The sequence below is a fragment of the Micromonospora sp. WMMA2032 genome (assembly GCF_002688545.1).
Classification (GTDB): Bacteria; Actinomycetota; Actinomycetes; order Mycobacteriales; family Micromonosporaceae; genus Micromonospora; species Micromonospora sediminicola.
The window spans coordinates 2,756,193-2,775,947 of the sequence record NZ_CP024052.1; the positions used below are offsets into that span (position 1 = coordinate 2,756,193).

Consider the following 19,755-nt stretch of genomic DNA (forward strand, 5'->3'; position numbering starts at 1 on the left):
TTCCCGGTCCGCGCCCGTCACGCCGCCCCCACACCACGATGGTCGCGTGCCGGGGCGGCGGGCGGGGCGGAAAGCGTCAGATGACCGCTTCCCCGGCCGGCGCCGGGGTCTCCGCGTCGGCGCGGTGCGCGCGGATCTTGTGCCCGACGCTGGTCAGGCAGCGGCCGCTGGCCAGGTCGAACTTCCAGCCGTGCAGCTGACAGGTGAGCTGGTCGCCGTCGACGATGCCGAACCGGCTCAGGTCCGCCTTCAGGTGCGGGCAGCGCCGCTGCACCACCCAGCCGTCGAGCGTGATGTCCTCGGCGTCGACCGCCCGCTCGTGCTCGTCGTACCAGCCCTCGGCGTACTGGAGGCGTTCCTCGGAGAGGCACTTGAAGAAGGCGTAGACGAACTCGTTGTACTGGCCGATCCGGGCCGCCGAGAACCGGCAGGACAGGAAGAGCGAGTTGACCCAGTCCACCTCGTCGATGTGCAGCAGATGCTCGATCAACGCGCGCTCGGTGCGGAACCGGTAGCGGACCTTCTCGTCCGCGTACGGCCGGACCTCCTTTCCCGGGAAGTCCACCACGATCGACTCGACCTCGGAACCGTCGTAGCCGACCAGGTCGAAGCGGACCGGCCCGCCGACGCCCTTGGCCAGATAGATCGACTCGTCCAGCAGCGGCTCGATCCGGCGCTTCATCTGGCCGAGCACGTCGACCTCGGGGTGCCGCCAGGACGCCTTCTCGGCCTCGATGATCGGGCGCTTGCGCTCCCGCATCTCCTCCAGGTGCGCGACCTTGTTCGCGAAGAACTCCTCCACCGGCACCGGGTGGGTGGTGGTCGCACCCTCGGTGGTGATCTCCGTGACGCTGCCCGGCAGGAGCACGATGCCGTTGGTGCCGCCGACCTTGGCGTACTCGGACAGGAAGACCGACTGGTCGGGGAAGATGTTGCCCTCGTCGCCGAAGATGTCGTTGAACTGCCACAGCTCGTCGTCGAGGAAGCAGGGCGGGCCGGCGATCGGGAAGACGTGGTCGGCCTTCAGGTCGTCGATGTAGCGCCAGGTGCGGTCGAACTGCCGGTCGCGCTTCTGCTTGCCGAACGCGGTCTTCGCCGCCTGCGGCAGCTCGTAGACCATCGGGTACCAGATCGCGCCGGAGAACTGGAGCATGTGCGCGTGCACGTGGCCCAGCTCGGCGAAGACGGTCAGGTCGGTCGGGCGGGCGTCGTTCTGGTTGAGCAGCCGGACGCCGTCGTACTCCACCCACAGCGACGAGTCGCCGATCGGGCCGTCGGTCGGGCTGGTCAACGCCTGAATCATGATCTTCAGCCCGCCGGGCAGCTCCACCACCTGCTCGTTCGGCGCCTTGAGGAACTTCGTGAAGCCCAGCGCCCGCAGCTCGTCCTCCATCTCCGAGGTGGGGAACTCGGGCAGCAGGACGGTGGCGTCCTTGGAGATGACGTCACGCAGGTGCTTGGCGTCGAAGTGGTCCCGGTGCAGGTGCGACACGTACAGGTAGTCGACCTGGCCCAGGGTGGCCCAGTCGAGCTGGGAGTTGTCGGGGAACGGGAACCACGAGGCGAAGTAGGCGGGATTGACCCACGGGTCGCACAGGATGCTGCCCGCGGGCGTGTCGATCCGCATGCTGGCATGGCCCGTACCGGTCACTCGCACCGCAATCCCCCTCGACAAGACATCAGGCGTACGTCAGGAACGCTACCGGAGGCAGTGTGGTCGCCGTTCCGCGACGCCGGTAGTGCCGTCGTGCCCCGGTCGGAACGGGTCCAACGGCCCGGGTCGGTCGGCGGCACGTGGGCCGCCGGTCGCCCGCGCGGGTCATCAGTGCCCCGTGAGGTCGGACCCTGCGCCGGGCCCGGCGGGGCGCGTGCCAGACTGATCGGAGATCCGATCGCGAGGGAAGGACCGACAGTGGCAGGAGACGAGCCGGTAACCGCGCCAGATCAGCACAAGCCCGGGCACCGCAAGTCCGGGCGGATCGGTGCGGTGGCGTCGGCGGTGGCCCTGGTGTTGATGGCGTTCTGCGGCACCGAGGAGGGCCGGGTGGAGGACATCTGGCTGTTCGGGATCGCCGCGCTGCTGCTCGCCATCGTCATCGGCGACGCCGTGCTGCGCCGCAACGGCCTGCGGTCCTGACGCGCGGCGCCAGCGGTACGCGAAAGGGCCCGCCCCCTCGTCGGGGGCGGGCCCTTTCGTCGTCGTGGACGGCTCAGCGGCCGAGCAGGATGTCCTGCACGTCCTTGAGCGCGGCGTCGACCTCGGCCTCGAAGTAGCCGCCGGGCACCAGCCCGAAGCGCAGCGTGTCGAGGTCCTTCGGGTTCACCGGCATCGGGTTGCGCCCCTGCATGCCGCCGAGCAGCGTCTCGAAGAACCGGTCGACCTGGTCCGGGTCGTACCCGCTGCCGAACCGGCGGACCTGGAAGCTGCGCCGGATCTGGTCGACCCGGTAGAGGTCGCTGCCGGGCGGGCCGGCCATCGGCGGACCCACCATCGGCGGGCCGGCGGCCGGCGGGCCGACCAGCGGCGGGCCGGTCATCGACGGGCCCGGACCGTAGCCCTGGTCCGGCGGGCCGTAGCCCGGCTCGGGGGCGCCGTAGCCCTGCTGCGGCAGCGCCGGCGGACCGGCCGGTCCGCGACCGCGCAGGTCACGCAGGTCACGCTCGGGCATGCGGATCTCGGCGGTCATGTCGGCGCGGCCGTGCCGCCCCGCCTCGAAGCCGTCGAACCGCTCGTCCGGGCCGCCGTAGCCACCCGGGCCGTTGTCGGGGCCGCCGTAGCCACCCGGGCCGTTGTCCGGAGCGCCGTAGCCACCCGGACCGTTGTCCGGGCCGCCGTAGCCACCGGGGCCGGGCGGGAGGCCACGCGGCGGCGGGCCACCGTGGCCGAGCGGGGCACCCGGGCCCATCGGACCGGGGCCGCCCGGGCCGCGAGGCGCGTCGTAGCCGCCGCGCGGGGCGTCGTACCCGCCGGCGAACGCGCCGGTCGGCTCGTCGTACCGGTTGCCGTAGCGGTCGGCGGGCGGGCCGGCCTGGGCCGGCATCTGCCGGGGCGGCATCGGCGGCTGGGGCACCGGGGACAGGCCGCGGTCGTCGCGCATCGGCGGGCCGAGCCGGTCGGCCATCCGGGGGTCGCCACCGCGCCCGCCGGGGGCGCCGGAGCGCTCCTCCAGCTCGGCGAGCTGCCGCTCCACCCGGTCGAGGTGCAGGTCGACCTGCCACTCGTCGTAGCCGTTGAACCGGACCCGGAAGACGACGTCGTGGACCTCCTGGGAGGCGACGGGCGCGCCCACCGGCTGGCCGGCGAGGGTCGCCTCGACCCGGTCCAGGAAGGCGTCCACCTCGTCGACCTTGTATCCCCGGCGGAGCGCCTTACGCCGGAAACGCTGACCCTGACTCGCCACTATGTCTCCTGGTCTCGTACCGCTACGCCGTTGCCGCGCGTGAGTCGCTGTCCGTGTCCTCGGCGGCGGCGAGCTGCCCACACGCCCCGTCGATCTCGCGCCCCCGGGTGTCCCGCACCGTCGTGGACACCCCGGCGTCGCGCAACCGCCGGACGAACTCCCGCTCGACCGGCTTCGGGCTGGCGTCCCAGCGGCTGCCCGGAGTCGGGTTGAGCGGGATCAGGTTCACGTGGGCCAACTTGCCGGCCAGCAGCCGCCCGAGCAGATCGGCTCTCCACGGCTGGTCGTTCACGTCCTTGATCATCGCGTACTCGATGGACACGCGACGCCCCGTCGTGGCCGCGTAGTCCCACGCCGCGTCCAGCACCTCGGACACCTTCCAGCGCTGGTTGACCGGGACGAGTTCGTCGCGCAGCTCATCATCGGGGGCGTGCAGCGACAACGCAAGGGTCACCGAGAGGTCTTCGCTGGCCAGTCGGCGGATGGCCGGGACCAGCCCGACCGTGGAAACGGTGATGTGCCGCTGGGACAGCCCGAGCCCCTCGGGCGCCGGCGCGACCAGGCGGCGGATCGCCGCGACCACCCGCGCGTAGTTGGCCAGCGGCTCGCCCATGCCCATGAACACCACGTGCGACAGCCGCGGCGGTGAGCCGGCCACCGCCCCGGAGGCGGCCACCCCGGCCAGGTAGACGGCCTGGTCGACGATCTCCGCGGTGGACAGGTTGCGGGTCAGCCCGGCCTGGCCGGTGGCGCAGAACGGGCAGGCCATGCCGCAGCCGGCCTGGCTGGAGATGCAGACGGTGACCCGGTCCGGGTAGCCCATCAGCACGCTCTCCACCAGCGAGCCGTCGTGCAGCCGCCAGAGCGCCTTGCGGGTCGCGCCGTCGTCGCAGGCCAGCTCGCGGACCGGGGTGAGCAGCGTGGGCAGCAGCGTGCCGGCCAGCCGCTCGCGGGTCGCCGCCGGCAGGTCGGTCATCCGCTCCGGGTCGCGCACCAGGCGCCCGAAGTAGTGGTTGGAGACCTGCTTGGCGCGGAACGCCGGTTCGCCCAGCTCGGTGACGAGCGCCTGCCGGCCCGGCAGGTCCAGGTCGGCGAGGTGGCGGGGAGGCATCGCGGGCTTGCGGCCGCGGGCGTCGGGGTCTACGGAGATCAGCGGGAGGCTCGTCATGGCGCGTCCAGTCTGACACGCGTCCGACCGGACGCACCCGTCCGTGGGTGCCGAATCGTCCCCGACCGGCCGGTCCGGCCCGCGACGCCACCGTGATCCATCCCTCAGCCCACCACCGGCACGAAGACCGCCAGCAGCAGATACGCCGTCGGCACCGCGAACAGGATCGAGTCGAGCCGGTCCATCAGGCCGCCGTGCCCGGGCAGCAGGTTGCTCATGTCCTTGACCCCGAGATCCCGCTTGATCATCGACTCGGCGAGGTCGCCGAGCACGGCCGCGCAGGAGATCGCCATTCCGAACAGGGCGCCCCACCAGGGGGCCACGTCGAACAGCAGCCACAGCAGCACGGCGCTGCCCGCCGCCGCGGCCGTGACCGAGCCGGCGAAGCCCTCCCAGGACTTCTTCGGGCTGATCGTCGGCGCCATCGGGTGCTTGCCGAACGCCACCCCGGCGGCGTACCCGCCGGTGTCGGAGAGCACCACCGCCACCAGCGTGACCAGCACCCGCAGGTGCCCGTCGTCGGGCGCCGCCGCGAGCAGGGCCGCGAAGCCGGCCAGGAAGGGCACGTACACCGCGATCAGGGTGGCCGCGGTCAGGTCGCGCTGGTAGTTGCCGGGCCCGTCACCCAACCGCCAGATCATCGTGCCCAGCACGGTGACCAGCAGCCCGAGGCAGAGCGCGTCCGGGCCGGCGAACCAGGCCAGCCCGACCGTGAGCACGCCGCCGGCGACCAGCGGCACCAGCGGCGGGTGGGCGCCGCTGCGACGGACCGCCCGGGCCATCTCCCCGATGCCGATGGCCACGGCGGCGGCGAGCACGGCGAGGAACGCCGGCAGGAAGAAGAACAGCGGCACCACGATCGCCGCGCCGAGGGCCACCCCGACGCCGATCGCGGCCGGCAGGTTACGGCCGGCCCGCGACGCCCCGGGCACCGCGGTCGGGGGCCGCTCCGCGCTCGCCCGTCGACGGCCCCGGGCCCGGCGGCCGGCCGGTGGCTCGGGCGCCGGCTCGTCGCGTACCGGCTCGTCACGTACCGGGGCGATCTGGGCGGTCGGGTACTCGTCGTCCGGCCGGTCCCCACCCCACGCGCCGCGCCCGCCGGGCGCCGGCTCGTCCCGGCGGTCGGGCCCCGCGGCCCGGGGTTCGTCGTACGGCCGCGCGGCGTCGTGGCGTCGGGTCGTCCCCGGGTACGGGTCGGCGCCCGGGCGCGCGTACGTCTCCGGGCGCGCGTAGGCGCCCGCGTCGGCGGGGTGCGGACGGGCGCCCGGGCCGGGGCGCTGCCACGGACCGGGTTCGAGATCGGTCTCCGGCCAGGGCAGCGCGGGCGCCGGGCGGTCCCAGCCGCGCGGCTCGGCGCCGCCGTAGGGGTCGGGGTGGGACATCACGCACCGGCAGACGGTACGAAAGCCACCACATGACGCAAGACCAAGACCATCCCCTACCGGCGTGAGACTTCCTGTTGACCGACCGACGGCCGGGCGACTCCCGCCGTTCACCCGGTGGTGGTCGGGAATCGTGCCGAGCCTACTGCACCCGGGAAGCGCCGAGGGTGGACGCCGTCGGGCACGACGACGGCACCGGGCCGCCGCCCGGGGTCGGGCGGCGGCGGCGCGGTGCCGTCACGGTACGCGGGCCGCTCAGACCTCGAGCAGCTCGCTCTCCTTGTGCTTGACCAGCTCGTCGACGGTGCCGACGAAGCGCTGGGTCAGGTCGTCCAGCTCCTTCTCCGCGCGCCGGCCCTCGTCCTCGCCGACCTCGCCGTCCTTGACCAGGCGGTCCAGCTCCTCCTTGGCCTTGCGGCGGGTGTTGCGGACGGCCACCTTGGCCTCCTCGCCCTTGTGCCGGGCGACCTTGATCATCTCGCGGCGACGCTCCTCGGTCATCTGCGGGAGCACGATGCGCAGCTGGTTGCCCTCGTTGTTCGGGTTGACCCCGAGGTCCGAGTCGCGGATCGCCTTTTCCATCGCGTTGGTCTGCGAGTTGTCGTACGGCTTGATGATCACCATGCGCGGCTCGGGCACCGCGATGGACGCCATCTGTGGCAGCGGGGTGGGGCTGCCGTAGTAGTCGATGAGGATCCGGGAGAACATGGCGGCGTTGGCGCGACCGGTGCGGATCCCGCCGAACTCCTCCTTGGCGTGCTCGATCGCACGCTCCATCTTCTCCTCCGCCTCGAGGAGGGTGTCGTCGATCACCGGTCTCCTCGCCTCCTTCTGTCGCTCGTCGTGGGCTGTGCTGGTGCTGCAGTGGCAGAGGACCGCTGCCGGTCCGGCGGGCCGGTCAGGCGGTGATCAGCGTGCCGATCTTCTCACCGCCGACGGCACGGACGATCGTGTCGTCGCCCTGGGCGCCGAAGACCAGCATCGGCAGGCCGTTCTCCATGCAGAGGCTGAACGCGGCGGCGTCGGCCACCCGCAGGTTGCGGCGCAGCACCTCGGAGAAGGTGATCGAGTCGAGCTTGCTCGCCGTCGGGTCGATCCGGGGGTCGGCGGTGTAGACCGCGTCCACGCCGTTCTTGCTCATCAGCACCACGTCCGCGCGGATCTCCAGCGCCCGCTGGGCGGCCACGGTGTCGGTGGAGAAGTAGGGCATCCCGGCGCCCGCGCCGAAGATCACCACGCGGCCCTTCTCCAGGTGCCGGATCGCGCGCAGCGGGATGTACGGCTCGGCGACCTGGGCCATGGTGATGGCGCTCTGCACCCGGGTCTCGATGCCCTCCTTCTCCAGGAAGTCCTGGAGCGCGAGGCAGTTCATCACCGTGCCGAGCATGCCCATGTAGTCGGCGCGGGCCCGGTCCATGCCCCGCTTCTGCAGCTCGGCGCCGCGGAAGAAGTTGCCGCCGCCGACCACCACGGAGACCTGCACGCCGCGGCGGACCACGGTGGCGATCTGCCGGGCGATGCCCTGCACGACGTCCGGGTCGACGCCGATCGCGCCGCCGCCGAAGACCTCACCGGAGAGCTTCAGCACCACCCGACGGGACCGACCGGGCGGAGGGGCGGTCGGATCGTCCGCCGCCAGGCTCCGGTCACTCACAACCTGCGTCATCCGCCCCGCCCCTTCTCCCCGCGCGCCGCGCGGGCCTCGCGTACGTGCCCCTGCAGACCCTATGTGACGAGGAGGCCGCGGTGCCTGTCGCGTACACCGGCGGCCTCCTCGTCGACGTTCTCCCTGCGCCCGGGCTCAGCGGCCCGGAGCGGCGGCTCAGGCCTGGCCGACCTCGAACCGCACGAAGCGGGTCACCTCGATGCCGGCCTCGGCCAGCACCTGCTTGACGGTCTTCTTGTTGTCGGCGACCGCGGCCTGCTCCAGCAGGACGAAGTCCTTGAAGAAGGCGTTGACCCGACCCTCGACGATCTTCGGCAGCGCCGCCTCGGGCTTGTTCTCCTCGCGGGCGGTCTGCTCGGCGATGCGCCGCTCGGACTCGACGGTCTCCGCCGGCACCTCGTCGCGGGTGAGGTACTTCGGCCGCATCGCGGCGATCTGCATGGCCACGCCACGCGCGTCGGCGTCGGCCGCCTCGTCGGTCTTGCCGGAGAACTGCACCAGCACGCCGACCGCCGGGGGCAGGTCCTGGCTCTTGCGGTGCAGGTAGACCGCGGTGGTGCCGTCGAGCTTGGCGAAGCGGTTCAGCACCAGCTTCTCGCCGATCTTGGCGGACTGCTCCTGGATCAGGTCGGCCACGCTCTTGCCGTCGATGGTGCTGGCGAGCAGCTCCTCGGCGTTGGTCGCGCCGCTGGCCACACCGTGCTCGACCAGCTGCTGGGCCAGCGCGATGAAGGCGTCGTTCTTGGCGACGAAGTCGGTCTCGCAGTTGAGCTCCAGCAGCGCCTGGCCGGAGTGGGCGATGAGACCGTTGGCGGCGGTGCGGCCGGCCCGCTTGCCGACGTCCTTCGCGCCCTTGACGCGCAGGATCTCGACGGCCTTGTCGAAGTCGCCCTCGGCCTCGGTCAGCGCCTTCTTGGAGTCCATCATGCCGGCGCCGGTGAGGTCGCGGAGCTTCTTGACGTCCGCGGCGGTGAAGTTGGACATGACTCTCTCTTCGGTGTCAGTGAGATGGTCTGGGTGCCCGGTTACCCGGATCCGGGCCGGTTCTGCCCGGCGTACCCGTCGCGTCCCCACCGCCGGGAAACCGGACGGCGGGGACGCGACGGCGAGATCACTCCGCGGCGGCGGTCGCCGGCTGCTCGGCGGCCGGCGCGGCCTGCTCGGCGGCGGCGGCGGGCTGCTCGTCGGCCTTCTTCGGCTCCTCGAGCAGCTCGCGCTCCCACTCGGCCAGCGGCTCGTCGGCGCCGACCTGACCCGCCTCGGGCTTCTCGTCGGCGCCCCGGTTGCGGCCGGAGCGGGCGATCAGACCGTCGGCGACGGCGGCGGCGACGACCTTGGTCAGCAGCTCGGCCGAGCGGATGGCGTCGTCGTTGCCCGGGATCGGGAAGTCGACCTCGTCCGGGTCGCAGTTGGTGTCGAGCACCGCGATCACCGGGATGCCCAGCTTGCGGGCCTCGTCGACGGCGATGTGCTCCTTCTTGGTGTCGACGATCCAGACCGCGGCCGGGAGCTTCTGCATGTCCCGCAGACCACCGAGGGTCTTGGTGAGCTTGATCTTCTCGCGGGAGAGCTGGAGGGTCTCCTTCTTGGTGTAACCGGCGGCGGTGCCGCTCAGGTCACCCAGGGCCTCGAGCTCCTTCATCCGCTGCAGCCGCTTGTACACGGTCTGGAAGTTGGTCAGCATGCCACCGAGCCAGCGGTGGTTGACGTACGGCTGGCCGACCCGGGTCGCCTGCTCGGCGATGGCCTCCTGGGCCTGCTTCTTGGTGCCGACGAACAGGATGCTGCCGCCGCCCGCGACGGTGGTGCGCACGAACTCGTACGCCTTCTCGATGTAGTCGAGCGTCTGGCGCAGGTCGATGATGTAGATACCGTTGCGCTCGGTGAAGATGAAGCGCTTCATCTTCGGGTTCCAGCGCCGGGTCTGGTGCCCGAAGTGCACACCGCTCTCCAGCAGCTGACGCATGGTCACGACGGCCATGGTGGGTACTCCTACTTTGTCCCTGGTTGTCCGTCCGGTCGGCGACCGGACGCCTGGCGCCCGGTCGCCGGCCGGGGTGGGCCCGGTGCGGAACCGGGACCAGGGAGGCCGTCGCCCCACGGGAGGACCGTGGAGAGGGCGCGCGAGGTCGACCGCGCGAGGCGGTCGCCAGTCGACCAGTGTACGCGCCTTCTCCGCACCCCGGCCCCGGGGTGCGTTTCCTCCCGCCCGGGTCAGCGGGCGGCGAGGGCGGCGGCCAGGAAGAGCACCAGGCCGACGGTCAGGTACGCCGTCGGCGGGCGGAGCCAACCCCGACTGCCGTCGGCGAGCGCCAGCCCGCCGGTGCGCAGCCCGTACAGGCCGGCGCCGAAGATCGGCAGCCCGACCACCAGGAACGTCCCCACCACCACGTGCGACGTGGACACCGGGTCGCCCACCAGCCCGTGCAGCAGCACCCGCAACGCCGGCACCTCCAGCACCAGCACCAGTGCCGCCAGCAGCACCGCGAGCGCCGGGCGCCGGGTCCGGTAGACGCCGTCGCCCGGCGGCGGCCCGTCCGTCCGGGGCACCACCGACGGCATCGGGCCGGTCGGCATCTCCAGCGGGTTCGGCGGCGCCGCCGACTCCGCGGGCCCACCGGGACGCTCACCGATGGTCAGCGGGGTGGCCGAGCCCGGACCGGGCCGACCGCCCAGCGACATCTGGGTGCCGCCGGTCGCGCCGGTGTCGACGATCGGGTAGCCGCCCAGCGGCCCGGGTCGCGCCTGGTCGACCCCGCCCACGAGACCGTCGCCGCCGCGCGCGCCGAACGCGTCGGCGCCGCGGGACCCGCCGCCGAGCGGGTCGGCGACCGGGGCCGAGGTGCCGCCGAGCGGGCTCGACGTGCCGTGCGAGGCGGTGCCGAGCGCGTCGACCCCGCTGCGGGAGAGCGGGTCCTCACCGCCCTGCGCCTCGCGCGCCGCCCGCCGGCCGGCCCGACCGGGCAGCTCGCCGGAGACCTCCGGGTCGTCCGGACGCTGCGACCGCCAGCCGCTGGTGTCGTCGACCAGCGGGTCGGCGGCGGAGTAACCCCCGTACCGGCTCTCACCGGCGCGCTGCTCCGGGGCGCGGTAGTCGTCGTCGCGGTAGCGCGGCTCGCCGGCGGCGCGCCACTCCGACTCGTACCCGCGGTCGCCCCAACGCGACCCCTGCTGATCCTCGGGATAGCTCCGTCGTCCGTCCACGACGGGCACGGTATGCGACCGGCACCAGCCGCGCCATTCGGGCCGACCGGAACATCGCGCCAGCTCGGGGCCGCCCCGGCCGGCTTCGCGCCGCCGCGGGGTGATCCGGTGGCACATCGGCCGGAAGATCGTGGTCCCGTCCACAAGTCGGATCTCGTCCCCAGGTCGTGCGCCGGCGGCACGCGCCGCCCGGCGGTCGGTCGCAACCTGACCGGCATGACGAACCGAAACCAGGCCGTCGGGGCGTACGGCGAGCGGTGCGCGTTGCGGCACCTGATCGAGAGCGGCCTGCGGCCGGTCGCCCGCAACTGGCGCTGCCCCGACGGGGAGATCGACATCATCGCGTGGGAGGGGCCGGTCCTGGCCTTCTGCGAGGTGAAGACCCGGCGCACCGAACGGTACGGCGCCCCCGCCGAGGCCGTGGTCAGGACCAAGGCCCGCCGGTTGCGCGGCCTCGCCGCCCGCTGGCTCGCCGAGACCGGCACCACCGCCGACGAGGTCCGCTTCGACGTGCTCTCGGTCCGGCTGCCGGTCACCGGCCGGGCCCGGGTCGAGCACCTGCGGGGCGCGTTCTGACATGGGCTACGCCAAGATTCTCAGCGTCGGCCTCGCCGGCGTCGCCGGGCACGTCGTGGCGGTCGAGGCCGACCTCGCCCCCGGCCTGCCCGCCGTGGTCATCTCCGGCCTGCCCGACACCGCGTTGCACGAGGCCCGCGACCGGGTCCGCGCCGCCATCGTCAACTCCGGCCAGAAGTGGCCCAACCGGCGGATCACCCTCAACCTGCTGCCCGCCACGCTGCCCAAGTACGGCTCCGCCTTCGACCTGGCCATCGCCGTGGCGGTCCTCGCCAGCTCCGGCGAGCTGCCCCCGGTCGCCCTCGACGCCACCGTCGTCCTCGGCGAACTCGGGCTCGACGGCACGGTCCGTCCGGTGCGCGGCACCCTGCCCATGGTCGCCGCCGCCGCCCGGGCCGGATACACCCGCGTGGTCGTGCCCGCCGGCAACGCCGCCGAGGCGGCCGTCATCCCCGGCGTCCTGGTCCACGCGGTCGACACGCTGCACCGGCTCGTCGCCCACGTCCGGAACGGGACGCCACTGCTCGCCCCGGCCACGCTGCCACCGGCCGACGTCCCGGTCGGGCCCGACCTCAGCGACGTCGCCGGGCAGCCCCTCGGCCGCCGGGCCCTGGAGATCGCCGCCGCCGGTGGCCACCACCTCGCCCTGCTCGGCCCGCCCGGCGCCGGCAAGACCATGCTGGCCGAGCGGCTGCCGTCGGTCCTGCCCGAGCTGGACGACGAGGCCGCCCTGGAGGTGACCGCGCTGCACTCGATCGCCGGGCTGCTGCCGCCCGGCGGTGGCCTGCTGCGCCGTCCCCCGTTCCAGGCGCCGCACCACACCGCCACGGTGCCCGCGCTGGTCGGCGGCGGTTCGGGGCTGGCGAGGCCCGGAGCGGTCTCGCTGGCCCACCGGGGCGTGCTCTTCCTCGACGAGGCGCCCGAGTTCGGCAAGGGCGCCCTGGAGGCGTTGCGCCAGCCGCTGGAGAGTGGTCTGGTCCGGGTGGCACGCACCCGGGGCGCCGTCGAATACCCGGCCCGGACGCAGCTGGTGCTGGCCGCCAACCCCTGCCCCTGCGCGAAACCGTCCGGCGACGTCGACTGCGAGTGCACGCCGCAGGCCCGGCGACGCTACCTGGGACGGCTCTCCGGCCCCCTGCTCGACCGCGTCGACGTGCTGGTCAAGCTGCCGGCGATGCGCGCGGCGGAGCTGTTGCACACCGACACGCCGCACGAGTCCTCGGCGACCGTGGCCGCCCGGGTGGCCGTGGCCCGGCGGGCCGCCGCCGACCGCTGGACGGCCACCGGGCACCGGGTGAACGCCGACGTCCCCGGCCCCTACCTGCGCCGCCCGCCGTGGCACCTGCCGGCGCGGGTGACCCGCGAGCTGCGTCGCCGCCTCGACACCGGCTCGCTCTCGGCGCGCGGGTACGACCGGGTGCTCCGGCTCGCGTGGACGGTCGCCGACCTGGACGGCCGGGACCGCCCCGACCAGGGGGACGTCGCGGAGGCCGTCCACCTCAGGACGGGAGAGGGCGCGTGACCGCCACCGACGAGCAGCGGCTGGCCCGGGTCGCGCTGACCTGGCTCGCCGAGCCCGGCACGCGATCGGTCCACGCCCTGGTCGAGCGGATCGGCCCGGCGGCGACGCTCGACCTGCTGCTGGCCGGCGACGCGCCGGAGCGGACGCTCCGGTCGGCCGTCGCGGCCCGCACGGCGGCCGGTGACGCGCGCCGGGTGGCCGCCGAGGCCCTGGCCCGGGCCGAACGGCTCGGGGCGCGGCTGGTCACGCCGGAGGACGACGAGTGGCCGGCGCCGGTCGGCGAGCTGCGCCGGCTGGTGCTGCCCGACGCCGTCCGGCGGGTCGACGTGGAGACCGATCCGCCGCTCTGCTTCTGGGTACGCGGCGGCTGGCCGCTCGACGAGACACTGGCGCGTTCGGTGGCCGTGGTCGGCGCGCGGGCGGCCACCCCCTACGGCTCGCACGTCGCCACGGAGCTGGGCTACGGACTGGCCGACCGGGAGTGGACGGTCGTCTCCGGCGGGGCGTTCGGCATCGACTCGGCGGCTCACCGCGGGGCGTTGACCGCCGGTGGGCGCACCGTCGCGGTGCTGGCCTGCGGCCTGGACCGCCCGTACCCGATGGGCAACGCGGCGCTCTTCGACCGGATCGCCGAGACCGGCCTCCTGGTGAGCGAGTGGATGCCCGGCGCCGAGCCGTTGCGTCCCCGGTTCCTCATCCGCAACCGGGTCATCGCGGCGGCCACCAGGGGCACGGTGCTGGTCGAGGCCGCCGCCCGCAGCGGCGCCACCCAGACGCTCAACCGGGCGCTCGGGCTCGGCCGCCCTGCCATGGTGGTGCCGGGTCCGGTCACCTCGGCCATGTCGGTGGGCGGGCACGAGGTGCTCCGGGAACGGCCGTACGCCCGGCTGGTCACCGGTGTCGCGCACGTGCTGGAGGAGGTCGGGCGGATCGGGTACGACCTGGCGCCGCCGGCCCGGGCGGCCGAGCGGCCGAGGGACCGGCTCGACGACGAGGCCACCCAGGTGTTGGAGGCGCTGCCCCGCCGTCGAGCCCTCGACCTGGAGAGCGTCGCGGCGCGGGCCGGCGTGGACCTGCGCACCGCGATGCGAAAACTGTCCATGCTGGAGGAGCTGGAGCTGGTGGTGCGCCGGAGCGACGGCGGATACGCGCTCACGCCCCCCGACGCCACCGGGCGGGGACGGCGGCCGTCGTGACGTCAGTCGCCCTCGAACCGGATCTCGACGTCGCGGCTCTCCTGGCAACGGCGGGCGAGCCGGGCCAGCCGGCGGATCTGGTCGACCTCCGCCGGCGCCCCGGCCGCCTCGGCCAGACCACGCAGCTCGGTGAGCAGCTGCGGCACCTGGCCGGCGTCGACGACCAGCTCACCGAGCGGGTCGACCCGGTCCAGCAGCGGGGTGCGACCGCTGCCGCGTACCCGCTTGAGCAGGTCGAGCAGCACGTCCCGCGGATCCGCGACGACCTCGATCGAGACGTACGCGGGCGGGCGGCGGGCCGCGCCGGCCCGCACCCGCCGGTAGAGGACGGCATCCACTCCCACGCCCGGTCCCTTCTCGTGCCGGCGTCACCGTCGCGGGACGCCCTGCCGATCGCCGCCGACCCGACCCTTCCGCCCGGCGCCCGCCACCCCCGCCGCCCGCCGACGCCCGGGAGGGTCTGCGTCACCCGTCGGCGACGGCGGAGACCCGGTGGCCGGTTCCCCCCACCACCTTCTCGCCACTCGAGTTTCCCCTGTCCAGCGCCGCTTCTGCCACCCCGCCCGGCGCGCCGCCACGACCGGGCGTCGCCGGCGCAGGCCGTCTCGCCGAGGTGGCGGTGTCCCGGGCACCGACACCGCCACCCGGGCGGGGTGGAGTCGATCGTCGTGGGCGCGGGACCGAGGCGGCGGGCCGGGGCGTGCCGGCCGTACGCTGGGGTGGTGTTGGCCGTCCGCACCCGCACGATCGGATCCGACTCCGACCACGACCGCCGACCCGAAGCGGCCGGGGCCGTCGGTGGGTGAGCGGCGGCGCGGCACCCGGGCCGCGCACGAGGAGCTGCCGGCGCCGATGCGCGAGGCGGTGGACGACTTCGCCGACCACCTGTCGCGGGTCCGTGACCGTTCGGCGCACACCGTCCGGGCCTACGTGACCGACCTCGTCTCGCTGCTCGACCACGCGGTCCGGATGGGTTGTGCCGACCTGGCGGGGCTGGACCTCGCGATGCTGCGCAGCTGGCTGGCCAAGCAGCGGACCATGGGGGCCGCCCGGACGACCATGGCCCGGCGGGCGGCGGCCGCGCGCACCTTCAGCGCCTGGGCGCACCGGTCCGGGCTGCTCCCCCACGACGTCGCCGCGCCGCTCGCCAGCCCCCGGGCCGGCCGGGAGCTGCCCACCGTCCTGCGCGCCGACCAGGCAGCCGCCCTGATGGACGCCCCGCTGCGTGCGGCGGACGCCCCCACCCCGGCCGACACGGCTCCTGCCGACGGTCGCACGGCCGCCCCGGCTCCCGCCGGCGACGCGGCGGACCCGAGCGACACGGCCGAGCGGAGCGAGGCGGCTGCCCCGGTCGCGGCGACCCCGGAGGACGCGACCGGGGCGGCGCTGCTGCGGGACCGGCTGTTGCTCGAACTGCTCTACGGCACGGGGGTGCGCGTCAGCGAAGCCTGCGGTCTGGACGTCGCCGACGTCGACCAGGCCCGCCGCGTGGTGCGCGTGCTCGGCAAGGGCGGCCGCGAGCGCGCGGTGCCCTACGGCGTGCCGGCGCAGCGGGCTCTGGACGCGTGGCTGCGGCACGGCCGCCCGCGTCTGGCGACACCGGGATCGGGCCGCGCGCTGCTGCTCGGGGCCCGGGGCGGGCGGCTCAACCCGACCACCGCACGGCGGATCGTGGCCGGCTGGTCCGGCGCGGCCGGGCTACCGAGGGTGACCCCGCACGGGCTGCGCCACTCGGCCGCCACCCACCTGCTCGAAGGAGGTGCCGACCTGCGGGCCGTGCAGGAACTGCTGGGGCACTCGTCGCTCGCCAGCACCCAGATCTACACCCACGTCTCGGTCGAGCGGCTGCGGGCGGCCTACCGGCAGGCACACCCCCGGGCCTGACCCGCCGTCGCACCGCACCGGCCGCCGCCGGGCCCGCGGGCGCGGAAGCGGTCGGGCGATGATCCACGACGGGCTACGATCGACGGATGACGGTGCCGCAGCCGCCCGAGCCGATCCCGGGGGCTCGGCTGCTCTTCTCCCTCGACCCGTCCGTCAGCCACCTCAACCACGGCGCGTTCGGCGCCGTGCCGATCCCCGTGCAGCGCGCCCAGCAACGGCTGCGCGACGAGATGGAGTCGAACCCGCTGCGGTTCTTCACCCAGGGGCTGGTGGACCGGATCGCCCACGCCCGGCGGCACCTGGCCACCTTCCTCGGCGCCGACTCCGACGGCACCACCCTGGTCGGCAACGTCACCGCCGGCGCGGCCGTCGTGCTCCAGTCGCTCGCCCTGCGCCCGGGCGACGAGGTGGTGACCACCGACCACGGGTACGGGGCGGTGGCCCTGTCGGTGGCGCGGGAGTGCGCGCGGACCGGTGCGGTGTCCCGGACCCTGCCGGTGCCGTTGTCGGCCACCGACGAGGAACTGGTCGAGGTCGTCCGCGACGGGCTGCGTCCCGGGCGGACCCGGCTGCTGATCGTCGACCAGCTCACCTCGCCGACCGCCCGGCTGTTCCCGACCTCGGCGCTGGTCGCGGTGGCCCGGGAGCAGGGCGTGCCCGTGCTGGTGGACGCGGCGCACGCGCCGGGCATGCTGCCCACCACGGTGGCCTCGGTCGGCGCCGACTTCTGGGTCGGCAACCTGCACAAGTGGGCGTACGCGCCGCGCGGCACCGCCGCGCTGGTGGTCGCCGAGCGGTGGCGCGAGCGCATCCAGCCGCTCGTGGTCTCGTGGGAGCAGGACGCCGGGTTCCCGACCCGGGTCGAGTGGCAGGCCACGCTCGACTACACCGGCTGGCTGGCCGCCCCGGTCGGCCTGTTCACGCTGCGCAGCCTCGGCGTGGACCGCGTCCGGGCGCACAACGCGGCACTGGCCGCGTACGGGCAACGGGTCGTCGGGGACGCGCTCGGGGTGGCGCCGGAGCGGCTGCCGGAGCCCGGCGGACCGGCGGTCGCCATGCGGCTCGTCCCGTTGCCGCCCGGCGTCGCGACCACCCTGGACACGGCCCGGGAGCTGCGGGCCCGGATCGCGGACCGGATCGGCGCGGAGGTGTCGGTCGCCGGCTGGAACGGGCGGGGTTACCTGCGCCTGTGCGGCCAGGTCTACAACACCCCGGAGGAGTACGACCGGCTGGCCGTGCGCCTGCCCACGCTGCTCGCCCAGGGCTGACCGGTCGGCCCGCTCACGGGCCGGGCGGGGTCGGGTCGAGCGGGAGCAGCCGGGCGCGACCGAAGCCGAGCAGCGCGAGCGGGTCCAGGTAGTCGGCGCCCCGGCGCAGCCCCCAGTGCAGGCAGGCCGTGACGGGGCAGCCCGGGTGGCCGCCGCGCAGCTCACCGATCGGCGTGCCGGCCTCGACGGGGGCGCCGGCGGCGAGGCGGGACCGGACCGGCTCGTAGGTGGTGCGCAGCCCGTCGCGGTGCCCGACGGTGACCACCGGTCGGCCGGCGACCGGACCGGCGAACAGGACCGTCCCGGGGCCGGCCGCGCGCACCTCGGCGCCCGGGTCGCCGGCCAGGTCCACGCCGCGGTGCCCGGCCAGCCACGGCTGCGGCGGCGGATCGAACCGGCGGACCACCAGGGCCCGGCCGGCCAGCGGCCACCGGAACGGCCCGGCGGCGCGGACGTGGGTCCGGCCTCCCGTCGCCACCGGTTCCGAACCCGCCGGCACGGCAGCCGGCGCACCCGTCGGCACGGCCGGGGTGAGGATCAGCGTCAGCAGCAGGGCCGCGCCGACGCGACCGGTCGAGGTCCACACACCGCGCACTCTGCCCGCCCCGCGCGGCCGTCGTCACCTTGGCGTGGTCGCCACTGTGGACAACGGCGGGGTTGTGGACGGCCGCCCGATCTCGGGGCGGATCTGCTAGCGCCGGGCCGCCTATGCTGACCGCGTGACGAAGGACTGGTACGCCTGGCACCGCGACTACGACCAGCCCGACTCGGCGCTGTCGAGACGACTCGTCGAGGTGCGCCGCCGGGTCACCGAGGCGCTGGACGCCGCGCCGCCCGGTCCGCTGCGCGCGGTCAGCCTCTGCGCCGGCCAGGGACGCGACCTGATCCCCGTGCTCGCCACCCACCCCCGGGGCGGGGACGTGACCGCCCGCCTGGTCGAGCTGGACCCGCGCAACGCCGAGCTGGCCCGCCGGGCCGCCGCCGACGCGGGGCTGACCGGCGTGGAGGTGGTCACCGGGGACGCGGCGGTGACCGACCGCTACGCCGACCTGGCGCCGGCGGACCTGGTGCTGGTCTGCGGCGTCTTCGGCAACATCGGCGACGACGACATCCGGGCGACCGTGCGGCACTGCGCGTCGCTCTGCGCCACCGGCGGCACGGTGCTGTGGACGCGGCACCGGCGGGAGCCGGACCTGGTGCCCACGATCTGCGACTGGTTCGCCGAGGAGGGCTTCGATCCGGTCGCGGTGAGCAGCCCGGCCGACGGCGTGGGCGTCGGCGCGCACCGTTTCACCGGCGCTCCCCGCCCGCTGGCGGCCGGCGCGCGGATGTTCGAGTTCGTCGGCTACGACCGGTTGGAGCAGTCGTGACCACAGTGGACGACGTGAGCCGGCCGTCCCGGGTCGCCGGGCCGGACGAGGCGATCAGCGCCGAGGAGCTCCAGCTGGCGGCGCGCAACCACGGCATCCCGCTGGAGGCGTTGCGCTACGACGTGACCCCGGCCGGCCTGCACTACCTGCTCATCCACTACGACATCCCGGACGTCGACCCGGCCACGCACGCGCTCACCGTGTCCGGGGCGGTGCGGCGGCCGCTGCGGCTCGACCTGGCGGCGCTGCGGGCACTCCACCGGGTCACCCACCGGGTCACGCTGGAGTGCGCGGGCAACGGCCGGGCGCTGCTGCACCCCCGCCCGGTCAGCCAGCCGTGGCTGGTGGAGGCCGTGGGCAACGCCGAGTGGACGGGCACCCCGCTGGCCCCGCTGCTGCGCGAGGCCGGCCTGGCGGACGACGCGGTGGACGTGGTGTTCACCGGCGCCGACCACGGGGTGGAGCGCGGCGTCGAGCAGGACTACCAGCGGGCGTTGCCGGTGGCCGACGCGCTGCGGGAGGAGGTGCTGCTGGCGTACGAGATGAACGGCGCTGCCCTGCTGCCGCAGCACGGCGCGCCGGTGCGACTGATCGTGCCGGGCTGGTACGGCATGGCGCACGTCAAGTGGCTGCGCGACATCCGGGTGACGACCGAGCCGTTCGACGGCTACCAGAACGCGGTGGCCTACCGGCTGCGGCGGGACGCCGACGACCCGGGGGTGCCGGTGACCCGGATCGAACCTCGCGCGCTGGTGCGCCCGCCCGGCTTCCCGGACTTCATGTCCCGCACCCGGGTGCTGCGGCCGGGGCCGTGCACGGTGGACGGTCGGGCCTGGTCGGGGCACGCGCCGGTGACGTCGGTCGAGGTGACCGTCGACGGTGGTGAGACGTGGACGCCGGCGGACCTGGACGTGCCCTCCGGGGGCGAGTGGGCGTGGCGCCGGTGGTCGGTGCGTTGGACGGCGACGCCCGGCCGGTACGTGCTGGGCGCCCGGGCGACGGACGCCTCGGGGCGGACCCAGCCGGTCGAGCAGCCGTGGAACCGGGGCGGGTTCGCGAACAACCTGGTGCAGCGGGTCGAGGTGATCGTGCCGGCGGAGTGATCCGTGCTCGCGGCG

General features: G+C 74.7%; 19 protein-coding genes. 8 read left to right on the forward strand and 11 right to left on the reverse strand.

The features are described from left to right. Positions 1-76: 76 nt before the first annotated feature. Complete coding sequence (locus tag CO540_RS12125; RefSeq protein ID WP_099162119.1) at positions 77-1,657, reverse strand: Rieske 2Fe-2S domain-containing protein; 1,581 nt, start codon at positions 1,655-1,657, stop codon at positions 77-79. A 255-nt stretch (positions 1,658-1,912) separates the two neighbouring features. Here CO540_RS12125 and CO540_RS12130 point away from each other — a divergent pair, with 255 nt between their 5' ends. Next, positions 1,913-2,137 carry a DUF2631 domain-containing protein gene (locus CO540_RS12130; RefSeq protein ID WP_099162120.1) on the forward strand — a complete coding sequence of 75 codons (225 nt, stop codon included), beginning with the start codon at positions 1,913-1,915 and terminating at the stop codon, positions 2,135-2,137. 73 nt (positions 2,138-2,210) lie between these two features. Here the strand turns inward: CO540_RS12130 and CO540_RS12135 are convergent, their stop codons facing one another. The 8 genes from CO540_RS12135 to CO540_RS12170 all read right to left on the reverse strand — a co-directional run bounded on the left by CO540_RS12135 (position 2,211) and on the right by CO540_RS12170 (position 10,830). Beyond that, the gene (locus tag CO540_RS12135) at positions 2,211-3,401 is read right to left on the reverse strand and encodes a DivIVA domain-containing protein (protein ID WP_099162121.1); all 1,191 of its coding nucleotides are present in this window, start codon (positions 3,399-3,401) and stop codon (positions 2,211-2,213) included. Between the two features lie 22 nt (positions 3,402-3,423). Then, complete coding sequence (gene rlmN / locus CO540_RS12140) at positions 3,424-4,569, reverse strand: 23S rRNA (adenine(2503)-C(2))-methyltransferase RlmN (protein WP_098745968.1); 1,146 nt, start codon at positions 4,567-4,569, stop codon at positions 3,424-3,426. A gap of 104 nt (positions 4,570-4,673) precedes the next feature. Continuing rightward, entirely contained in the window at positions 4,674-5,951 is a 1,278-nt protein-coding gene (locus CO540_RS12145) for a phosphatidate cytidylyltransferase (protein ID WP_099162122.1), read from the reverse strand. A 255-nt stretch (positions 5,952-6,206) separates the two neighbouring features. Continuing rightward, complete coding sequence (gene frr, locus CO540_RS12150; RefSeq protein ID WP_091580162.1) at positions 6,207-6,764, reverse strand: ribosome recycling factor; 558 nt, start codon at positions 6,762-6,764, stop codon at positions 6,207-6,209. Between the two features lie 85 nt (positions 6,765-6,849). Next, on the reverse strand, positions 6,850-7,617 hold the full coding sequence (pyrH, locus tag CO540_RS12155) for a UMP kinase (protein ID WP_036345766.1): 768 nt from the start codon (positions 7,615-7,617) through the stop codon (positions 6,850-6,852). 156 nt (positions 7,618-7,773) lie between these two features. Continuing rightward, positions 7,774-8,601 carry a translation elongation factor Ts gene (gene tsf, locus CO540_RS12160; RefSeq protein ID WP_099162123.1) on the reverse strand — a complete coding sequence of 276 codons (828 nt, stop codon included), beginning with the start codon at positions 8,599-8,601 and terminating at the stop codon, positions 7,774-7,776. Positions 8,602-8,728: 127 nt separating this feature from the next. Continuing rightward, positions 8,729-9,598 carry a 30S ribosomal protein S2 gene (gene rpsB, locus CO540_RS12165; protein WP_099162124.1) on the reverse strand — a complete coding sequence of 290 codons (870 nt, stop codon included), beginning with the start codon at positions 9,596-9,598 and terminating at the stop codon, positions 8,729-8,731. A gap of 233 nt (positions 9,599-9,831) precedes the next feature. Next, on the reverse strand, positions 9,832-10,830 hold the full coding sequence (locus CO540_RS12170) for a hypothetical protein (protein ID WP_099164730.1): 999 nt from the start codon (positions 10,828-10,830) through the stop codon (positions 9,832-9,834). 207 nt (positions 10,831-11,037) lie between these two features. On the opposite strand from CO540_RS12170, the gene CO540_RS12175 reads away from it, so the two are divergent. Genes CO540_RS12175 through CO540_RS12185 form a run of 3 tightly spaced genes read left to right on the forward strand, consistent with a single transcriptional unit; the run spans position 11,038 to position 14,115 of the window. Then, entirely contained in the window at positions 11,038-11,397 is a 360-nt protein-coding gene (locus CO540_RS12175; RefSeq protein WP_099162125.1) for a YraN family protein, read from the forward strand. 1 nt (position 11,398) lies between these two features. Then, positions 11,399-12,919, forward strand: coding sequence for a YifB family Mg chelatase-like AAA ATPase (locus CO540_RS12180; protein ID WP_099162126.1), 1,521 nt, complete (start codon positions 11,399-11,401; stop codon positions 12,917-12,919). Beyond that, complete coding sequence (locus CO540_RS12185) at positions 12,916-14,115, forward strand: DNA-processing protein DprA (protein WP_172967833.1); 1,200 nt, start codon at positions 12,916-12,918, stop codon at positions 14,113-14,115. Before CO540_RS12180 ends, CO540_RS12185 begins: the two co-directional genes overlap by 4 nt. Before the next feature lie 2 nt (positions 14,116-14,117). Here CO540_RS12185 and CO540_RS12190 read toward each other — a convergent pair whose 3' ends face one another. After that, positions 14,118-14,459, reverse strand: a complete 342-nt coding sequence (locus tag CO540_RS12190) for a hypothetical protein (protein WP_099162128.1) — start codon at positions 14,457-14,459, stop codon at positions 14,118-14,120. Positions 14,460-14,967: 508 nt separating this feature from the next. Between CO540_RS12190 and CO540_RS12195 the strand changes: the two genes are divergently transcribed. Both CO540_RS12195 and CO540_RS12200 read left to right on the forward strand, forming a co-directional pair. After that, positions 14,968-15,999 carry a tyrosine recombinase XerC gene (locus CO540_RS12195; protein WP_172968020.1) on the forward strand — a complete coding sequence of 344 codons (1,032 nt, stop codon included), beginning with the start codon at positions 14,968-14,970 and terminating at the stop codon, positions 15,997-15,999. An 86-nt stretch (positions 16,000-16,085) separates the two neighbouring features. Beyond that, the gene (locus tag CO540_RS12200; RefSeq protein ID WP_099162130.1) at positions 16,086-17,267 is read left to right on the forward strand and encodes an aminotransferase class V-fold PLP-dependent enzyme; all 1,182 of its coding nucleotides are present in this window, start codon (positions 16,086-16,088) and stop codon (positions 17,265-17,267) included. Between the two features lie 13 nt (positions 17,268-17,280). On the opposite strand, the gene CO540_RS12205 is transcribed toward CO540_RS12200, so the two are convergent. Then, positions 17,281-17,853, reverse strand: coding sequence for a murein hydrolase activator EnvC (locus tag CO540_RS12205; protein ID WP_253866632.1), 573 nt, complete (start codon positions 17,851-17,853; stop codon positions 17,281-17,283). A gap of 133 nt (positions 17,854-17,986) precedes the next feature. Between CO540_RS12205 and CO540_RS12210 the strand changes: the two genes are divergently transcribed. Continuing rightward, positions 17,987-18,637 (forward strand): class I SAM-dependent methyltransferase, encoded by a 651-nt coding sequence (locus CO540_RS12210; protein ID WP_099162132.1) that lies wholly within the window; start codon positions 17,987-17,989, stop codon positions 18,635-18,637. Further along, positions 18,634-19,740 (forward strand): sulfite oxidase, encoded by a 1,107-nt coding sequence (locus CO540_RS12215; protein WP_099162133.1) that lies wholly within the window; start codon positions 18,634-18,636, stop codon positions 19,738-19,740. Before CO540_RS12210 ends, CO540_RS12215 begins: the two co-directional genes overlap by 4 nt. The last annotated feature ends 15 nt before the right edge of the window (positions 19,741-19,755 follow it).

Coding starts and splice junctions, on each gene's coding strand:
- rlmN (WP_098745968.1), bottom strand. CDS start 4,569: ATGACGAGCCTCCCGCTGATCTCCGTAGACCCCGACGCCCGCGGCCGC.
- CO540_RS12145 (WP_099162122.1), bottom strand. CDS start 5,951: ATGTCCCACCCCGACCCCTACGGCGGCGCCGAGCCGCGCGGCTGGGAC.
- CO540_RS12195 (WP_172968020.1), top strand. CDS start 14,968: ATGCGCGAGGCGGTGGACGACTTCGCCGACCACCTGTCGCGGGTCCGT.
- pyrH (WP_036345766.1), bottom strand. CDS start 7,617: ATGACGCAGGTTGTGAGTGACCGGAGCCTGGCGGCGGACGATCCGACC.
- CO540_RS12175 (WP_099162125.1), top strand. CDS start 11,038: ATGACGAACCGAAACCAGGCCGTCGGGGCGTACGGCGAGCGGTGCGCG.
- CO540_RS12180 (WP_099162126.1), top strand. CDS start 11,399: ATGGGCTACGCCAAGATTCTCAGCGTCGGCCTCGCCGGCGTCGCCGGG.
- CO540_RS12200 (WP_099162130.1), top strand. CDS start 16,086: ATGACGGTGCCGCAGCCGCCCGAGCCGATCCCGGGGGCTCGGCTGCTC.
- rpsB (WP_099162124.1), bottom strand. CDS start 9,598: ATGGCCGTCGTGACCATGCGTCAGCTGCTGGAGAGCGGTGTGCACTTC.
- tsf (WP_099162123.1), bottom strand. CDS start 8,601: ATGTCCAACTTCACCGCCGCGGACGTCAAGAAGCTCCGCGACCTCACC.